At 63.2% G+C, this 16,219-nt stretch carries 11 protein-coding genes, 3 tRNA genes and 1 pseudogene; 4 read left to right on the top strand and 11 right to left on the bottom strand.

Translation table 11 applies throughout. From position 1 onward, the window contains the following. Window positions 1-265: 265 nt before the first annotated feature. A complete protein-coding gene (locus HGA39_06200; GenBank protein ID NTW28935.1) occupies window positions 266-859 on the top strand; it encodes a hypothetical protein in 594 nt (197 codons plus the stop codon). Window positions 860-893: 34 nt separating this feature from the next. After that, window positions 894-2,603 (top strand): FAD-binding protein, encoded by a 1,710-nt coding sequence (locus HGA39_06195; protein ID NTW28934.1) that lies wholly within the window; start codon window positions 894-896, stop codon window positions 2,601-2,603. A gap of 100 nt (window positions 2,604-2,703) precedes the next feature. Here the strand turns inward: HGA39_06195 and HGA39_06190 are convergent, their stop codons facing one another. From HGA39_06190 to HGA39_06170, 5 genes are all read right to left on the bottom strand, one after another. After that, the gene (locus HGA39_06190) at window positions 2,704-3,525 is read right to left on the bottom strand and encodes an SDR family oxidoreductase (protein ID NTW28933.1); all 822 of its coding nucleotides are present in this window, start codon (window positions 3,523-3,525) and stop codon (window positions 2,704-2,706) included. A gap of 143 nt (window positions 3,526-3,668) precedes the next feature. After that, window positions 3,669-3,745: transfer RNA gene (locus HGA39_06185), tRNA-Arg, on the bottom strand. 79 nt (window positions 3,746-3,824) lie between these two features. After that, window positions 3,825-3,918: transfer RNA gene (locus tag HGA39_06180), tRNA-Ser, on the bottom strand. 71 nt (window positions 3,919-3,989) lie between these two features. Further along, entirely contained in the window at window positions 3,990-7,337 is a 3,348-nt protein-coding gene (locus tag HGA39_06175; GenBank protein ID NTW28932.1) for a GAF domain-containing protein, read from the bottom strand. 92 nt (window positions 7,338-7,429) lie between these two features. After that, window positions 7,430-7,517 (bottom strand) — tRNA-Ser (locus HGA39_06170). A gap of 210 nt (window positions 7,518-7,727) precedes the next feature. On the opposite strand from HGA39_06170, the gene HGA39_06165 reads away from it, so the two are divergent. Next, the gene (locus HGA39_06165) at window positions 7,728-8,189 is read left to right on the top strand and encodes a nucleoside deaminase (GenBank protein ID NTW28931.1); all 462 of its coding nucleotides are present in this window, start codon (window positions 7,728-7,730) and stop codon (window positions 8,187-8,189) included. A 1,786-nt stretch (window positions 8,190-9,975) separates the two neighbouring features. On the opposite strand, the pseudogene HGA39_06160 reads toward HGA39_06165, so the two are convergent. The 5 genes and pseudogenes from HGA39_06160 to HGA39_06140 form a co-directional block, all read right to left on the bottom strand. Then, a pseudogene (locus HGA39_06160) lies at window positions 9,976-10,041 on the bottom strand (DUF2497 domain-containing protein). Window positions 10,042-10,063: 22 nt separating this feature from the next. Further along, complete coding sequence (gene ligD, locus HGA39_06155; protein ID NTW28930.1) at window positions 10,064-12,682, bottom strand: DNA ligase D; 2,619 nt, start codon at window positions 12,680-12,682, stop codon at window positions 10,064-10,066. A gap of 10 nt (window positions 12,683-12,692) precedes the next feature. Next, window positions 12,693-13,493: a Ku protein gene (locus HGA39_06150; GenBank protein NTW28929.1), complete on the bottom strand. Its 801-nt coding sequence runs from the start codon at window positions 13,491-13,493 to the stop codon at window positions 12,693-12,695. Between the two features lie 15 nt (window positions 13,494-13,508). Then, a complete protein-coding gene (locus HGA39_06145) occupies window positions 13,509-13,883 on the bottom strand; it encodes a phage holin family protein (protein NTW28928.1) in 375 nt (124 codons plus the stop codon). A gap of 94 nt (window positions 13,884-13,977) precedes the next feature. Further along, window positions 13,978-14,142 carry a hypothetical protein gene (locus HGA39_06140; protein NTW28927.1) on the bottom strand — a complete coding sequence of 55 codons (165 nt, stop codon included), beginning with the start codon at window positions 14,140-14,142 and terminating at the stop codon, window positions 13,978-13,980. On the opposite strand from HGA39_06140, the gene HGA39_06135 reads away from it, so the two are divergent. Continuing rightward, entirely contained in the window at window positions 14,141-15,229 is a 1,089-nt protein-coding gene (locus HGA39_06135; GenBank protein NTW28926.1) for a hypothetical protein, read from the top strand. The two genes, HGA39_06140 and HGA39_06135, sit on opposite strands and share 2 nt — an antisense overlap. On the opposite strand, the gene HGA39_06130 is transcribed toward HGA39_06135, so the two are convergent. Then, on the bottom strand, window positions 15,226-16,107 hold the full coding sequence (locus HGA39_06130; protein NTW28925.1) for a DegV family protein: 882 nt from the start codon (window positions 16,105-16,107) through the stop codon (window positions 15,226-15,228). The two genes, HGA39_06135 and HGA39_06130, sit on opposite strands and share 4 nt — an antisense overlap. Window positions 16,108-16,219: the final 112 nt, after the last annotated feature.

Below are 16,219 nucleotides of genomic sequence, written 5' to 3'. Positions count from 1 at the left end.
CTCGGCCGGCTCATCACATTGTGATTACTCGGAATATCGTTGCGAACCGAAAGATCAAATCCTTTGTTCGATGTTCTCTGATGCTCTTCGCCCTAGCCTCATGCCAGAGGCCGAGACTGCCGTCGGGGTTGGCAAGACGGTTCAGACTCCGGTTCGGAGGAGTTCAGAGGAGAGGAGGCTGTTCTGCGGAAAAGTAACGCAACGCTAGGGGGGCGACCGAGTGAGGGAGACCCCCAAGGAAGCACAAGGAGGTGAACAACTGAAGATGAACAACACAACTAAGTGGGCCATTCGTTTGTTGCCAGTACTGATCTTCGCGTTGATGCTCGGCCTCTTGGTTGGCTGCGGGAGCAGCAAGAGCTCGACAGACCAAGGATCTGATCAGACTGTCGTTTGGAGTCCGGATTCGGATTGTGGATTCTGCCATGCAGCTGAATTGAAGTCGTCCAAGGACGCCATCATGCTCGGCGCAACGCACGCGACTGCGGGTGTGAAATGCATGAGTTGTCACGTCGACGCCGAGGGACTCAAGAGCGCGCATGCTGGTGTGACATCAGAGAGCGTGATGCCGACGAAGCTCACCAAGACGGTGGTGGACCAGACGACCTGCCTATCCTCCGCCTGTCACAACACTACTCTTGCCGAGTTGGCAAAGAAGACCGCAGGCGTCACCGTACTGACGGATTCGAAGGGGACAACGGTCAACCCGCACTTGGCTCCCACACTGACCAAGGCGCACGTAGACGCAGAAATGACATGCACAAGTTGTCACACGATGCACAAGGCCACGAATCAGAAGATGTACTGCTTGTCTTGCCACCACGCCGAGGTCTTCGAGTGTGGGACATGCCACAACTAAGTACTTGCCGATCTACCGAGAAGAGGATGAAGAAGTGAAGGACTCAGAGAATCTGAACGAGAAGAGCACGATGCTTTCGAGGAGGAGCTTTCTCACGGGCGCCGCAGCCGTAACGGCGGTCGCTGCAACTGCGGGCCTCGTTGGATGCTCTACGAAGAATCCATCATGGATCCCGGCGAAGTGGGATGCCGAGGCCGATTTCGTCGTGGTTGGCTACGGAGCCGCAGGTGCGGCGGCGGCAATTACTGCAAAGAAGGAGAACCTAGGTTCAGTCATCGTGCTTGATGCTGCGCCTGAGGGTCAGGAAGGCGGAAACACTCGCGTCTGCGCCCAATTGATGTTCATTCCGGATAACGCCAAGGACGCGGCCACGTATCAGACAGCCTTGAATGGCCGGTATGTCGTCGAACCGGAACTCGTCACGGCATGGTCCGAGGCAATCGTGGAGAACCTGCCTTGGATGAAGGGTCTTGGGGCGGACATGAAGACCATTGCCGCATTCAGCCCGGAGTTCCAAAATATAGCCGGAGGCACCTCGGTGAAGGTCTACGATGTCGGCGGCGTGATGGGGATGTCGTCCCTCTGGAATTTCCTCAAGTCCCAGGAGAAGACGCTCGGCTTCCAAGTCATGTACTCCACTCGCGGCACGGACCTCGTGCGAGATCCCGACACAAATGAAGCACTCGGCGTCATAGCGGACCAGAATGGCACGAAGGTGTATATCAAGGCCAAGAAGGGCGTCGTGCTTTCGTGCGGCGGCTTTGAGAACAATCCCAAGATGTTGGCGGACAACATCATGTCGGGTTATCCCGAAATACATCCGTTCGGCACTCCGTACAACAAGGGTGACGGATTCCAGATGGTCGGGCCATTTGGGGCCAAGCTATGGCATATGAACAATATCTCCGGCAACGGTCTCGGTGGACTTGCGGCCGGCAAGGACAACAACAGTATCTCATTTCAGTCGTTTGGCCAGGTTCCTCTGAAGGACAACATCTTCGTGGGCCCCAACGGGAAGCGCTTCATGTACGAAGAGGCCTACACCGTGAACCGGCACGGCAAGATCGACTTCGGCGGAACGTACATCAACTTGCCTCTCCCAACCCCGGCCTATGTCATTTTCGGGTCGATGTCATTCGCCAACATACCGGTTCTTCCGCCAGTTGCGACTGGCATTGGCTGGATGTCGACCATTGGCGGATTCCTCGCTGATACGAAGGCAACAGCTGCGGTCGCGAACAAGACGTATCTGGATGCAGGCGTCTTCCAGACAGCCGCCACGGTTGAGGAGCTCGCGAAGAAGATCGGAATCGATCCGACGGCCCTTGCTGCTACGGTCAAGACCTACAACGGGTATGTCGCAAACCAGAAGGACCCCGATTTCCACCGGGGCGAGGCTGTCTACGACACGTTCAGCGGCATGAATGCGACTGGATCGGTGGCTACGACGACTCCGACCGCTGTCATCAAGCCGTTCGCCCTTCAGCCGATCACCGGTCCGTTCTATGCCATGGAGCTGAAGTACGGCATCCTGAACACCCAAGGTGGCCCCAAGCGGAGTGCGAAAGGTGAGATTGTCGACACCAGTGGCAATCCCATCAAGCGTCTCTACGGAGCCGGTGAATTTGGGTGCATCTATCCCTTCCTGTACAACGGCGGAGGAAACGTCAGCGAGGCCCTTGCGTCAGGTCGTCTCGCGGTCCGGAGCGCTTCTGCACTGGCCGCGTGGGATGCCAAGAAGTAGACCTCGGTGACGACAACATGTCGTCAAGATTCAAGCGATTCGAAAGCAGGGCCCCGGCATCTGAGGGGCCCTGCTCTGCGGGATGGACGGGCGACAGCGTCTATCGCGCCAGCTTCCCGGTCATCCCCCAGTACGCCATCTTCGCGCCGCCCGTGATCATCTGCCTCGCCGAGAGCATCGTGAAGATCCTGCCGGTCGCGGCCCCCGGTTCCTCGGCGATGAGTGCGACCGCTCGGCGGCCGACCTCGGCCACTGGCGTGCCGAAGGCGTCGAGCGCGAGTCGGATGTTGCCGACAGTGCTTGCCAGGCGCGGACTCGTCTTCACGTCGGCGTAGAAGTCCGTGTCCACCATCCCCGGGACCAGCGCATTGACGGAGACGCGGGGGCAGTCCTTGTTCTCGGCGGCAAGGGAGCGTGTGATCGAAGCGATCGCAGCCTTGGAGGCGGCGTAGCCTGCGGTGAACGGGGTCGCCTCGCCCTTCCGGCCGCGCCCGCACAGGTTCATGAGGTAGCCGCCGTGCGCGCGGAAGTAGGGGATCATCGCCCGCGCGCCGTAGAGCGTGCCGGTCACGTTCGTGGCGATGAGGTTGCGGATTTCCTCCGGGCTCTCTTCGTCGAGCGGCCGGTAGCCATTCGAGACGCCCGCGTTGCTGATCCAGACGTCGATGCGGCCGTGGGCCGCGAGCGCGCTGTCTCTGAGAGCCTCGACGTCTTCCCAGCGAGAAACGTCGGCGGGAAAGCCTGAGACGGTTGCGCCGGAGCCGGCAGCCGCCGAGATCTCGGCAACGGCTCTCGCCACAGCTTCCGACGTTCTCGAAGAGACGACTACCGTCGCACCGCCGCGCACGGCCTCCTCGGCGATTGCGCGGCCGATTCCCCGAGTCGAGCCGGTGATCACGACGACTTTGCCCTGCAGGCCCATGGCGCCTCTTCTCGCTTCAGATGCGATCCCAAAGTGCTGCGACTATCGTACTCCACGGGTCAGGGCACGGCGTTCCGGCTGGAGAGGGATTGTCTCTGGAAATGAAAAACCGGAGGGGTTCGCCCTCCGGTCCGCGATCTTTGTGGTGCGCCGTGCAGGATTCGAACCTGCGACCTTATGATTCGTAGTCATACGCTCTATCCAGCTGAGCTAACGGCGCAAACGCCCCTCGGGGCTAAAGTATCCTGCCATCAGTGAACCGCTCTGTCAATGGCGGTCCGCAGGACGCAACATGTCAATGGCGGAGAGCGAGGGATTCGAACCCTCGAAGGGGGCTTTACCCCCTTACTCGCTTAGCAGGCGAGCGCCTTCGACCGACTCGGCCAGCTCTCCGAAAAACCGCAGCAGTAACCGCGCGAATGGTAATGGTACCTGCGTGCGGGCATGGCGTAAAGGCGTCAGATTCACTCGGGGCCGTGTTGTAGCCGGATCGCCATCAGGGCCATGTCGTCATTGAGTGCTCCGCCGCTGAAAGCCTGGGCGTCAGCGCATACGAGCCTGACAAGCCGAGCCAAGTCGCCGGACGCGGCATGGTTCGCGGTGAGGGCAGCCGCAACGCGTCTGATCCCGTACTGCTCGGCGCCGCAGCGCACCTCCGCGAGGCCATCGGTGTACAGAAGGAGGGTGTCGGCCCACCGGAGTGTGGCGGCGTGCTCCTCAAAGGCGATCCCCTCGAACGCACCAACTATGGGGGATCCCCCGGCGAGTTCGTCCACGTCACCGCTGCCGTGCATGACGAGCGGCGCCGGGTGCCCTGCGACAACGTAAGACAGGGCGCCGGTCCGTGTGTCGAGGATGCCAAAGAACAACGTCACAAATACCTCGATGGGAGTGAAACGGATCAGGAGATCGTTCGTCTTGCGAACCACGGTTGAGGGCGCGAGGCCTTCAAGCGCGTGCACGCGGAGCGTGTTGCGGACCGTTGCCGTCAACGACGCGGCGTCCAGTCCCTTTCCGGACACATCGCCGATAGCGACGCCGATACGCCCGCGATCGATCTCGAAGAGGTCGTAGAAGTCGCCGCCCACATGGGCAGTCTCGGTCGCCGACCGGTAGAGCTCTCCGTGCTCAAGGCCAAGGATGTGCTCGGGTACCTCAAGCAACGCATGTTGCAGTGTCTCGGCTATGTGGTGCTCGGTCTGGTACAGCAAGGCGTTCTGGATTGAGACGGCGGCCTGCGATGCGAAAGCCGATGCGATTTCGAGATCACGTTCGGAGAAGTCGTAGCGCTGCCCGGGTTCGTCTGTGACCACGAAACCCAGATGCTTGTCCGAGGTCCGGATCGGCACCCACGCGCCGCGGAGGATGCTGTCTTGCGGTGTGACGACGTGCTCGATCTCAGGCAGACACGCGTTCTCGCAGTCGATCAGGACGGGTGCCTTAGGCTCTCGTAGCGCAGAATCCCGAAGAGTCGCGGGGAGTTCGTCCCATCTGAGCGTTGGGGTGTCGATCGGATCTCCCGAAGAGCAGGAGGCTGCGACGCGGAACACACCGTGCTCGGCGTCGAACAGCAGAACACGGGCGCGGCCAATCCGAAGAGTCCTGCACGTTACGTCGCAGAGCGCCTCAGTGATTCTGCTCAGATCGATTGAGGACGACAGCGTATTTGTGGCCTGTAGGAGCAGGTTCGAGAGGTCGAGCTCCTCCTTGGCTATGAACTGAGCCCGGACTTCTGCCGAGAAGAGGCTCGCATTCTCGAGCGCCAGCGCGAGAGAGGATGCGACGTTGGTAACGAAATCGCATTCTGCCGACGTGAAGGAATGCGTCTTGGTACTGAAGCTGAAGTTGAGCAGAGCTGACCCCGCTGATTGCGTGATGAGCGGAGCCGAGATGATCGATCGTGGACAACGCTCTCGCGCTACGGCATCGCTGACGCGGGGGTCTCCGGCGACATCGTCGATCGCAACTGTCTTCTTGAGGCGCAACGCGAGTGAGTAGGAGTTGTTTGGAGTGTCGGCGACGAAGCTGCCCGCACTGGCTTGGGGATGGCCGTAGGCGTGAGAAAGCAGGAAGCCAGCCTCGCTGCGCATCGCGATTGTTGCATTCTCGGCGCCAAGGGTTCGGGCGCCCTCGGTCAACGCCCGGTCAGCGATTTCGTCGAAGTCGAGAGTCGAGTGCACCGCGCTGTTGATCTCCGCGAAGGCGGCCGCGAGCCGGGCGGCCTCGCGCTCGCGCTCGTGAAGCCGCGCGTTCTCAAGACCGACAGCGAATTCATTGGCCACGGAGCCGAGGAACGCGACTCTCTCATCGGGCCATGCGCGCGGCCCCCGCCAAGACATCGTAAGCATGCCGATCGTTTGCGATGGCCCCACGAGCGGCAGGACGGCGAACGCGCGGGTACCATCCCGGGGAGCGTCGGGGGTCTGCGATGCGTATCCGGAAACCACCTCGCTTCCGGTGCTCTGGATGATGGGTTCCCCGGTCCGGAATGCGTCGCATATCACGCAATCGCCGGAAAGGTCGATCGGCTCGGCAACCTCCTCTGGGGAGATTCCGTCGCACGCCAACAAGACCAGAGAGCCGCCCCCGGGGGAAAGCACTCGCACGGTCGCCGAGGAGAAGCCGATGCGCCCCTTGATCAACGGGAGGAGTTCTCCTGCGAGTTCCATGGAACTGAGAGACGTCAGACACGCGGCGGCGATAGCGTTGAGCGTGTCAAGGTGCGAGGCGCGAACCTCCTCGCGAGCGCGTGCTCTGCGCTCGGCCTCGAACAGCTGGGCGTTGGAGACTGCGCTTCCCAAGGTGGCGGCCACGCCTCGAAAGAGATCGATCTCCTGCTCCCGGAACGAACTCCTCTTCGGGAAGACGAGGCTGACCGCACCGAGCAGGTCGTTTCCGTGTTTGATAGGCAAGGCGATCCAGCGTGAGGCCTCAAGGCCGAGACGCCGGATCCTTTCAAGTGCGCCCGGGGGATCGGAGCCGTGCTCGTGGGTCAGGAACGCGAGTTGGTGGACGACCAGACGTCCGATGTTGGAGTCATCGGAGACGGGGAGTCGCCGAATCGACTGTTTGACTTCTTCCGGATAGCCGATGGAGGCCGTCAGAATGAGGTGCTCCGCTTGCGCATCGAGCAGGAAGATCGAAGCAAGCTGGAGATCGAGATGCTCGTGCAACTCCTCAAGCACTCGGTTACAGACGTCCCCAATCCTCAATGCTTCGGCTCCGGCAACTGCGACGTCTTGCAGCAGCCGTGTGTTCGCAAGCTCGTCGCGCTGGCGCTGAAAGAGCCCGGCGTTCGTGATTGCCGCCGCAGCCTGTGCGGCGATACCCTCGGCGATCTTGATTTCGCGTTCGGTGAACGGCCGATGCGTCCCGACGTTGTCGATGCCGATCATCCCCACGAGCCGGTCGACGAAGACCAGTGGAACCGCCAGAACGTCGCAATAACCCCAAGCTTCCCCTATGGGCCGCTGCTCCGGCGGAACCTTCGTGAGATCGACGAACGCCGTCCTTTGTGCCGAGAGGGCTGCACGCGTGCCGGGAGCGAAGTCGTCGAAGTCGACCTCCATGCCGAGAGGAAGGGGCGAGGAGCCCGCAACTGCGTCAACGCGCATCTTCAGGGTTTCCTCGTGCCATGTGTACACCGTCACGCGAGAGTGTCGAGTTGCCTTCAGCATGATGTCGGCGAGCGCTTGGAGCGTGCGAGCGGGTTCGGTCCACATCGCGAGAGCCCGGGATGCTTCAAGAAGCAGGGCGCTGGTTGCGAGCTCTGCTGCTCCGGGGTTCTCGGCGTCGGGAGTCCCGTTCTTCACGATCACGTCTCCACCGCCGTATCAGGGTGTTGGCTCACGCAGGGGGTGCAGTCTGATTGTGAACCAAATACGCCGAGAAGGCGACGGGAAAATGGCGGAGGGGGTGGGATTCGAACCCACGTTGGCTTGCGCCAAGACGGTTTTCAAGACCGTTGCATTCAACCACTCTGCCACCCCTCCACAAGGGCGTTTGAGCAGGAAACAGTCTAGCATGAGTGGCGAAGGCAAGAGTCGGTGGGAGGGCGCTGGACTGCGAAGTCGACTTCATTGTGCGACCGCTCAAGCAAGATGTGCCGCAGGCGGGGTGAGCGACACTCGCGTCTTCTCGGCCGAGCTGCGCTAGACTCTACGTTGACGCGCAGGCGTCGGGGTTCGGATGCGAGGAGCGGCATGCACGACGATGAGATGTTCATGGCGATGGCGCTCGATCAGGCGCGTCAGGCGGCGCAGTTCGGCGAAGTGCCGATTGGCGCGGTCGTCGTATGCGACGGCGCTGTGGTCTCGAGCGCCTCGAACCGCCGCGAACTCGACTTCGACCCGACCGCGCACGCCGAGCTCATTGCGATCCGCGAGGCCGCGCGAAGCCTGCAGCGCTGGCGGCTCTCGGACTGCACGGTCTACGTGACGCTCGAGCCCTGCCCGATGTGCGCGGGGGCTATGCACCAGGCGCGCATTGCCCGCTGCGTGTACGGTGCAACCGATCCCAAAGCCGGAGCGCTCGGCACGCTGTACGATCTCTCAGACGACGAGCGGCTCAACCACCGGTTCGACGTGACTTCGGGAATACTAGCCAAGGAGTCCGCTGCGTTGCTGCGCGACTTTTTCCGCCGACTCAGGAAGGACGCACCGTGAACCGGGTCTTCCGCAAAGCTGCCAGCCGCTCGTCCGCAAGGGCGCTGCTCATCTCGGCGGCGCTGCTCATCGCGTTGTTCTCGGGCGCGACCACAGCACTCGCCAAGAGTTACACAACCGGACCGGTCGATATCCAGGCGCAGGTGAAGCCTGACGGATCGATGTCGGTGGTCGAGAATCGCAGCTTCAACTTCACCGGTGACTACAGCTTCGTGTACTGGGAGTTGTCGAAGAAGTCCGCGACGGGCATCAAGGTTCTCGAGGTCGCGGAAGTGTCTGCCGGGGCGTCGAAGCCCTACACACTCGCAAAAGTCCAGGGCACTCCCGGCACCTACTATCTCCAGGACTCCGGCACCAGCGTGCGGGTGTACGCATACTTCAGCAAGTCGAACCAGGCCGCCGCGTTCCGGTTGACCTACGACGTTGCCGGCGCCGCGCAGCGCTGGTCGGATACCGGCGAGCTGTACTGGCAGTTCATCGGCAAGGAGTGGGCGGTGCCGGTGACAGACGTGAGCATCACCATCAAGCCGCCGGCGACGCTTTCCAAGGACCAAGTCCAGGCATGGGCCCACGGGCCTCTGACCGGCAACGTGGCGATTCAGTCCGACGGCACCGTGACTCTCAAGGTGGCCGACGTGCCTGCTTCGACCTTCGTCGAGGCACGGATTCTCTACCCGGCCGCGGCACTCTCGGCGACGACTGCGAACTCCTCTGCACGGCGTGATGCCGTGCTGGCCGAGGAGGCCAAGCTCGCTAACGACGCGAATGCGAAGCGCACGCAGGCGCAGGCCGTCATGTGGTTTGCCGTGGGCGGCGCATGGCTGCTCGGCATTCTGGGTGTGGCGCTCGCGATCTGGGCGTACCTGCGTTATGGGCGCGACTACAAGCCCGAGTTCCAAGGCGAATACTTCCGAGAGGACCCGCGCCCGGACCTTCCACCCGCGGTGGTAGGCGCACTTTGGCGCTACGGTCAGGTCACGGACGCAGATCTTGCGGCCACGCTGATGGACTTGGCGGACCGCAAGATGATCACGATGCAGCCCGAGACCGTCACCGAGCGCAAACTCTTCGGCAGCAAAGACCGTCAGACCTACCGGCTGGCGCTCATCGAAGGCCGCAGCGGGAACCTTACCGGCCTTGACGCCCAGATTGCCGACATTCTGTTCAACCGGATCGGCACGGGCGGCTCGGTCACGCTGGACGACATCAAGGCGTACGCGAAGGATCACGCACAGACCTTCGCTGAGGAGATGAAGGACTGGAAGACGGCGGCGTCCGCGCAGGCCGATTCACTCGGGCTGATCGAGCCGGCCGGCACATCGTGGCGCGTCGGGCTTTTCGTGCTCGCGGTTGCGGTCGGGGCGATCACCATCTGGGCGGCGGTAGCCAGCGGCAGCGGGCTGCCGCTCATTGTGGGCCTTCCCGCGGCGATTATCATCGGTGCGATCGCGCCGTTCATGACGCGCCGTTCGCCGGAGGGCACCGAACTCTATGCGAAGTACCGCGGCGTTCGCAACTACTTGAAGGATTTTTCGCGCCTCAAGGAAGCTCCGCCCGCGTCTGTGATCCTGTGGAACCGCTTCCTCATCCTCGCGGTCGTCTTCGGTATCGCCGAGGAGGTCATCGAGCAGTTGCGCGTGGCGATCCCGGAGGTCGTGGCGGATCCAGGCTTCCAACTTACCTATTGGTGGGTCTACGCCGGAGCGTATGGTCATTCGCCCGTGTCGGACCTGCAGGGCGGGTTCGCCTCTGCCTCGCAGATCGCCTCCAGTGCGATGTCGTCGGCCTCGGGCGGCGGCGGTGGCTTCTCGGGCGGCGGTGGCGGTGGCGGTGGCGGTGGCGGTGGCGGCGCAGGGTAGCCGCGGACCGTTCAGCTAGCCGAGGCCGAGCGCCTTCTCGGCGGCGCGAAGCACACGCTCGCTCGCGGGGTTCTCGGCGATGGTGCGCCAGGGATCGGTCCCAGCTGCCACGCGCGCAAGGACGCGGGCGGGCGTGAAGAGGCCGGTGTCGAGTTCGTCGGTGAGTTCGTCCCACGCCAGCGGCACGGAGCAGGTCGGGCCCGGGCGATTGCGCGTCGAGTACGGCGCGACGGCGCTGGCACCCTCGGCGTTGCGCAGGTAGTCGAGAAAGACGCGGCCACCGCGCAGGTCCTTCGCCATGCGGCTCGTGATCGTGTTCGGGTGAAGCGCCGCCAAGCGTTCCGCGAGCGCTTTGGTCAGCACGCGGACTCGCGTGAAGTCCCAGACCGGCTCGATCGGCATGACCACGTGCAGACCCTTGCCGCCGGTTGACTTGAGGTATGGCGTGAAGCCGAGAGAGGCGCACTCATCGCGCACAAGCAGCGCCACCGCGCGGATCTGTGGCCGAGTGAGATCGGGGCCGGGATCCAGATCGAAGACCAGCAGGTCCGGGCGTGCGGGCGCATCCGCGCGCGAGAGCCACGCGTGCACCTCGACTGCGCCCATCTGCGCGAGTGCGATGAGCCCTTCGGCCGTGTCCACGGTCAGCCACTCCAGCATCTCGCGCGTGCTGCCGAGCGCGTGGGGGAGCACGTGGATCGCGTGCGGCAGGCCGGCGTCCGGGTGGCGCTGGTAGAAGCACCCCGCTCCTCCGCCGTGGGGGCATCGGACGAGCGTGAGCGGACGGTTCGCGACGAGCGGAAGCATGAGCGGCGCGACGGCGGCGTAGTACTCGGCTAGGGCGAACTTGGGGAAGTCGGAGGCGGGGAAGAGGAGCTTGTCGGGGTTTGAGATGGGGACGCCGAGGACCGCGCGTCGCCCGCGGTCAGGTGGAGGGCTCGGCAAAGGGGATGGTTCTCGACCGAGCGGGTCGCGCCCATCCATTGCGTCACTGTCTGCGAAGCCCTTTGCCGAGCCCTCCACCTGACCGCTCTCAGCGGCTGGGCCGCCTTCGGCGGCCGACGCCTTTGGGGGCGCTTCTGTGGATGAAGCCTCTCGCGCTACTTCGCTTGCAGCTTTGTCCTCGCGCAGGCCGAGGTAGACGGGTTGGCGTAGGACGTTGTCGGCGGTCCACTCGCGGAAGGCAACTTGGACGACAAGGGTGGGACGGACCCAGTGGAGGGTGTGGCCGGTGATGTGGGGCGGCGGCTCAAACGGCGGTGCGGGAGTCTCGAGGGCGTCGAGCCGGTCGCGCAGCGCTGCGAGGGTGGCGTCGTCGAAGCCGGTGCCGACGCGGCCAGCGTACGCAAAGCGGGCGCCATCATAGACGCCGAGCAGGAGCGATCCCAGCCCGACGCGCGAGCCGGCGCCTTCCGTGAACCCGCCGACGACGAACTCCTGCACCTGACGGCACTTCACCTTGAGCCAGTCGCGGCCTCGGCCGGGGACGTATCGGCTGGCTGCGCGCTTGCAGACGGTACCCTCAAGGTCTGCTCGGCAGGCTTCGCGGAAGAACTCGGGCGCGCCACCGATCACGTGGTCGGCGTAACGGAGCGGGGAGCCGGCAGGCCGGTCGCACAGCAGCGCGCAGAGCAGCTCCTTGCGATCGATCAGCGGCAGGTTGCGCAGGTCGTGGCCGTTCAGGTGCAGCAGGTCGAAGGCGGCGAAGCCGATCTTCTCGGGGTGCTCGCCGAGGGCGTGCTGGAGGAGGTCGAAACGCGAGATCCCGCGCTCGTCGAAGACGACGGCCTCGCCGTCGATGACCGCCGAGGTCGCAGGCAGCCCCTCGACGGCGAGCGCGAGTGGGGCGAAGCGGTCGGTCCAGTCGGCATGGCTGCGGGTGAAGACCCGGGCGCGTCCTCCGTCGAGCACAATAGCGACCCGGTAGCCGTCGTACTTGACCTCGGCCAGCCACTCGTTGCCTTCGGGAGGGCGCTCGACGAGCGTGGCGAGCTCGAGGTCGACCACTGCGGGAGGCGGGGTCGCCGCCTCCCGCCCTACGGTGGCCGTCGCCGGGGGGTCTCGGCGGCCCACCTCGTCCACTCCCAGACCGCTCACCACGCTCTCGGGGCGCTCGGCGAGAATGTCACCGGTCTCGCGGGGGCGCGCGAAATCGTCGCGCTCTTTGATGAGCAGCCAGCTTTCCTGCCGTTCGTTGGGCCGGGGCTTGAGCCGCACGAGCACCCACACGCCCCGCAGCTTTTCGCCCGAGAGTGTGAACTTGAAGTCGCCCTTCGCAAGCCCCGCGTGCGGATCGCCGAGAGGTTCCCACGTCCCGCGGTCCCACACGATCACGCTGCCCCCGCCGTACTCGCCCTCGGGGATCGTGCCTTCGAAGCTGCCATAGCTTAGGGGATGGTCCTCCACGCGGATGGCGAGCCGCTTGTCGCGTGTGTCGAGCGATGGCCCCTTGGGCACCGCCCAGGAGAGCAGCACGCCGTCGAGTTCGAGACGGAAGTCGTAATGGAGCGAGGACGCGTGATGTTTCTGCACCACAAAGCTGAGTTTCGCCCCGCCGCTTTCGTTCGCACCCCCGCCTGCCGGCTCCGGCGTGTGCGTGAAGTCGCGCTTCGCGTTGTACTCCTCAAGCGGCATCGTATGAGCCCTAAGCCCCGGTGCTTGCTCGTGCGTCCTCGATGCTGCGCTTGAGGAGATCCATGATGTCGATGACCTCGGCGGTCTTGACGGGTGCCGGCTCGGCGATTTCGATCGTCTCGCCCTCGGCCTTGCGTGCGATGAGCGCGAGGAGGTCGTCATGATATGAGTCGCGGTAACGCGAGGGATCCCAATCGCCCTTGATAGTGGCGACAAGTTGAGCGGCAAGCATGGTTTCGGCGTCGGTGACGCCCACGGCCGCCAGATCGCCGGAGGGCAGGTCGAGGTCGTCTGCCGAGCGCAACTCGTAGGCGTAGCGCATCACGACGAGCATGAGCACATCCCCGTGCGGGATGAGCGCACACAGGCGTTGCCGCGATCGGATGACGATCTGGCCGATCGCGATCCGGCCCGCCGTCCGCAGCGCTTCGCGCAAGAGTGCGTAGGCTTTGCGCCCCTGCTGTTCCGGGGCGAGGAAGTACGGCGTTTCGAAGTACTCGTCCGGCACGTCGTCTTCGCACACCGCGCTCAGAACGTCGATCGTCCGGGTTGCCTTCACGTTCGCCGCCGAGAAGTCCTCGTCGGTCATCGTGATCCAGCGTCCGTCAGGCAACTGGTACCCCTTGGCGATCGAATCCCACGCCACTTCTTCACCTGTGGTGGCGTTTACCCGCTCGTTGCGTACCGGCGCCATGTCTCGGCTGTCGAGTAGATGGAACGCGATCTCGTTCTTGGTCACCGCCGAGAACAACTCGACGGGGATCGTCACCAGACCGAAAGAGATGGCGCCTTTCCAGATCGCGTGCGCCATGAATATCACCTCACGTTAGTCGTCGGAGTCTTTAACGAATATGGAGAGCAGGAAGCTGACCACGCTGATGATGATCGCGCCCCAGAACGCCGGCCAGAATCCGTTCACCGAGAAGTCCACGAACAGCCAGTTCTGCGCAATCCACGAGGAGAGCAGAAGCGTGCCGGCGTTGATTACCAGCGTGAAGAGTCCCAATGTCGCCACGATCAGTCCGCACGACAAGAGGCTCAGGATCGGCCGGAGGAACGCGTTCACCAACCCTAGGATCGCAGCCATTGCGATTACAGCGAAAGCTGCGTTCGAGCCGACGGCAATACCAGGCACCAGCAGCACGGCCACCGCGACGGCGATCGAGGTGATGACCCAACGGATGATGACTCTTCCGAGCATGTTTCTGTCCTTTCTGAGGGTTCTCTTCTGCCAATGGCTGAATGGCGTTGAGGGGAATACTTCTGTAGAGCGTTTCAACTCGCCTGCAGAACAATCACGTATTTTGGAGATCATACCCGAGCAGAGGGGCGGAAATGACGGGGCCGAGCAAGTCGACCGACCAGAAACGACGCAGAGCAGCCGTGGTGAGCCTTGTGGTCTTGGCGGCGATCTGCTTCTCTTTGTCCGTTGTCGCGATCTGGTTCAACAGAAGCGTCATGGATCGGACCACCTTCGTCGACGAAGTCTCTTCGCTCTCATCCGATCCTGCCATCCAGGCCTACGTTGCCGACACGGCCACGAATGCCATCGTCAAGGCAGTCGACCTGAAGTCCCTTGCGGCTCAAGCTCTCAGCGATCGGGGACAGTCCTTGGCAATTCCGCTTGCCAGCGCCGCCGAGAATTACATCCGCGCCCAGGCGCTTGCGTTCACGCAGTCGCCGGACTTCTACGCGTACTGGCAACAGACGGCGATCGAAGTCCACCCAACCCTGGTGAGCGCGTTGACAGCAGCTTCGTCCTCGAACGCTGGGCAGCCCACCGTCGTGTCCATCGACATGAAGGTGAGTTCGCAGTATGTGGCTTACCTGCTGTCGGGGCAGGGACTGACTTTCACGGGTGCGATTCTCGTGCCCTCGCAGGCGAGCTTGGCTACGGTCGTCAGTTCGTGGAAACTGGGGAAGTATCAGCGTGCGTTCCAACTGCTGAACCGTTCGGCGGCGATCCTTCCGGTCTTAGCGCTGCTGCTGATGGGAGCCGCCTTCATACTGGCTGCCGATCGCCGGTTTGCCGCCGAGGCGGCAGGATTCGCGATCGCGTTGGCGATGGTGTTGTCACTGGGTGTGGCGGCGATCGGCCGCTTCATATTCGTGAGCGGCGTGGCCAGCTTGAACGAAGTCCCGACGGATGTCGCGAGGGCACTCTACGGCGCGGTTGCGGGTCCTCTCATGACCACCGAGTGGATATTTTTCTTCGTCGGAATAGCCATCTGGTTTGCCGCCGTTGCTGCGGGACAGTCCATCTTCGCTCGTGTGCTGCGCGATGAGGCTCAGCGCTTCGTGTATGGTGCCGCCGGCGGACGCGACTTTGGGTCCTTCGGCGCATGGGTGTACGTACACAAAGATCGGCTGCGCAATACCACGCTGACGATCTTCACGATCTTGGTCGTGATGCTGCTTGTAGTGCCCATCCCTGCGACGGTCTCCATCTTGATCTGGATGGGCGCGATCCTGATCGTGTGGATCTTCTTCGTCGAATTCTTCGGGCAGCCCGTGCCGGCCCTGAGGGAGTCCGGTTCGCAGTCCTAGTCGTTGTACGGTTCGCGTCTCACGCCCCAGAAGTAGACAGAGAGCACTCCGGGTCCCGTGTGTGCGCCTATGACACAGCCGATGCGCGCGTCGATGACGCCGCCGACGGTGATTCGCTCAAGGATCATGCGCTTGAGTTCCTCGGCGTATTCGGGCCATTGACCGTGCGCGATCACGATGGTTTGCGATGCAGGATCTTCGATTCGCTCGGCGGTCAGATCTGCGATTGCCTCGAGGGCCTTGTGGCGTCCGCGCGGCTTCTTGAGCGGAACCAGGCGCCCGCGATCGTCGACGCGCATGACAGGCTTGATGTTGAGGATCGTTCCGGCCGCCCCCATGGCGGCGGAAACGCGCCCACCGCGGACGAGGTGCTCGAAGGAGTCGATCGTGAACAGGTGATTCACCCGGCCGCGGTTGTCCTCGACCCATTGCGCGATTTCATCGGCGCGCATTCCCTCGGCAGCCCGCTCGGCCGCAGCCAAGACGAGCAGTCCCTCGCCGGTCGAGGCGCACTTAGAATCGACGACATAGATCGAGGCGTCTGGATGCGCTTCGAGGAACTGGTCACGCGCGAGCACCGCCGTTTGGTAGGTGCCGGAAAGCTCGGCGGACAGGCTGATGAACACCGCTGCCGAACCGGCCGCGTAGGCGCGCTCGAAGGCCTCATATGAGCTGCCGAACGGAACCTGGGACGTGGTCGCGTTTTCTCCGGCGCGTAGCGTGTCGTAGAACTCGTCGATATCGGTCGTCTTGCCCAGATCATCGAGATGTTCTTCGCCCTTGAGCACAAACGGCATGGACAGAACATCGATATCGTTCTTCTCGGCGAGGGCAAGAGGCAGATCGCAGGCCGAATCGGTGATTATGCGGACGCTCATTGGCAGATCCCCCAGGTCGTCACGTGACGGACATGTGCTTCGCAACTCTATTGTGTGCCAACAGCCAACCATACTCCAGTCCCCACATTGCCTCGTTGCCGCGAAGCCCCTC

The sequence above is a fragment of the Coriobacteriia bacterium genome (assembly GCA_013336165.1).
Lineage (GTDB): Bacteria > Actinomycetota > Coriobacteriia > Anaerosomatales > JAAXUF01 > JAAXUF01.
This window is presented reverse-complemented; position numbering and strand designations above follow the sequence as displayed.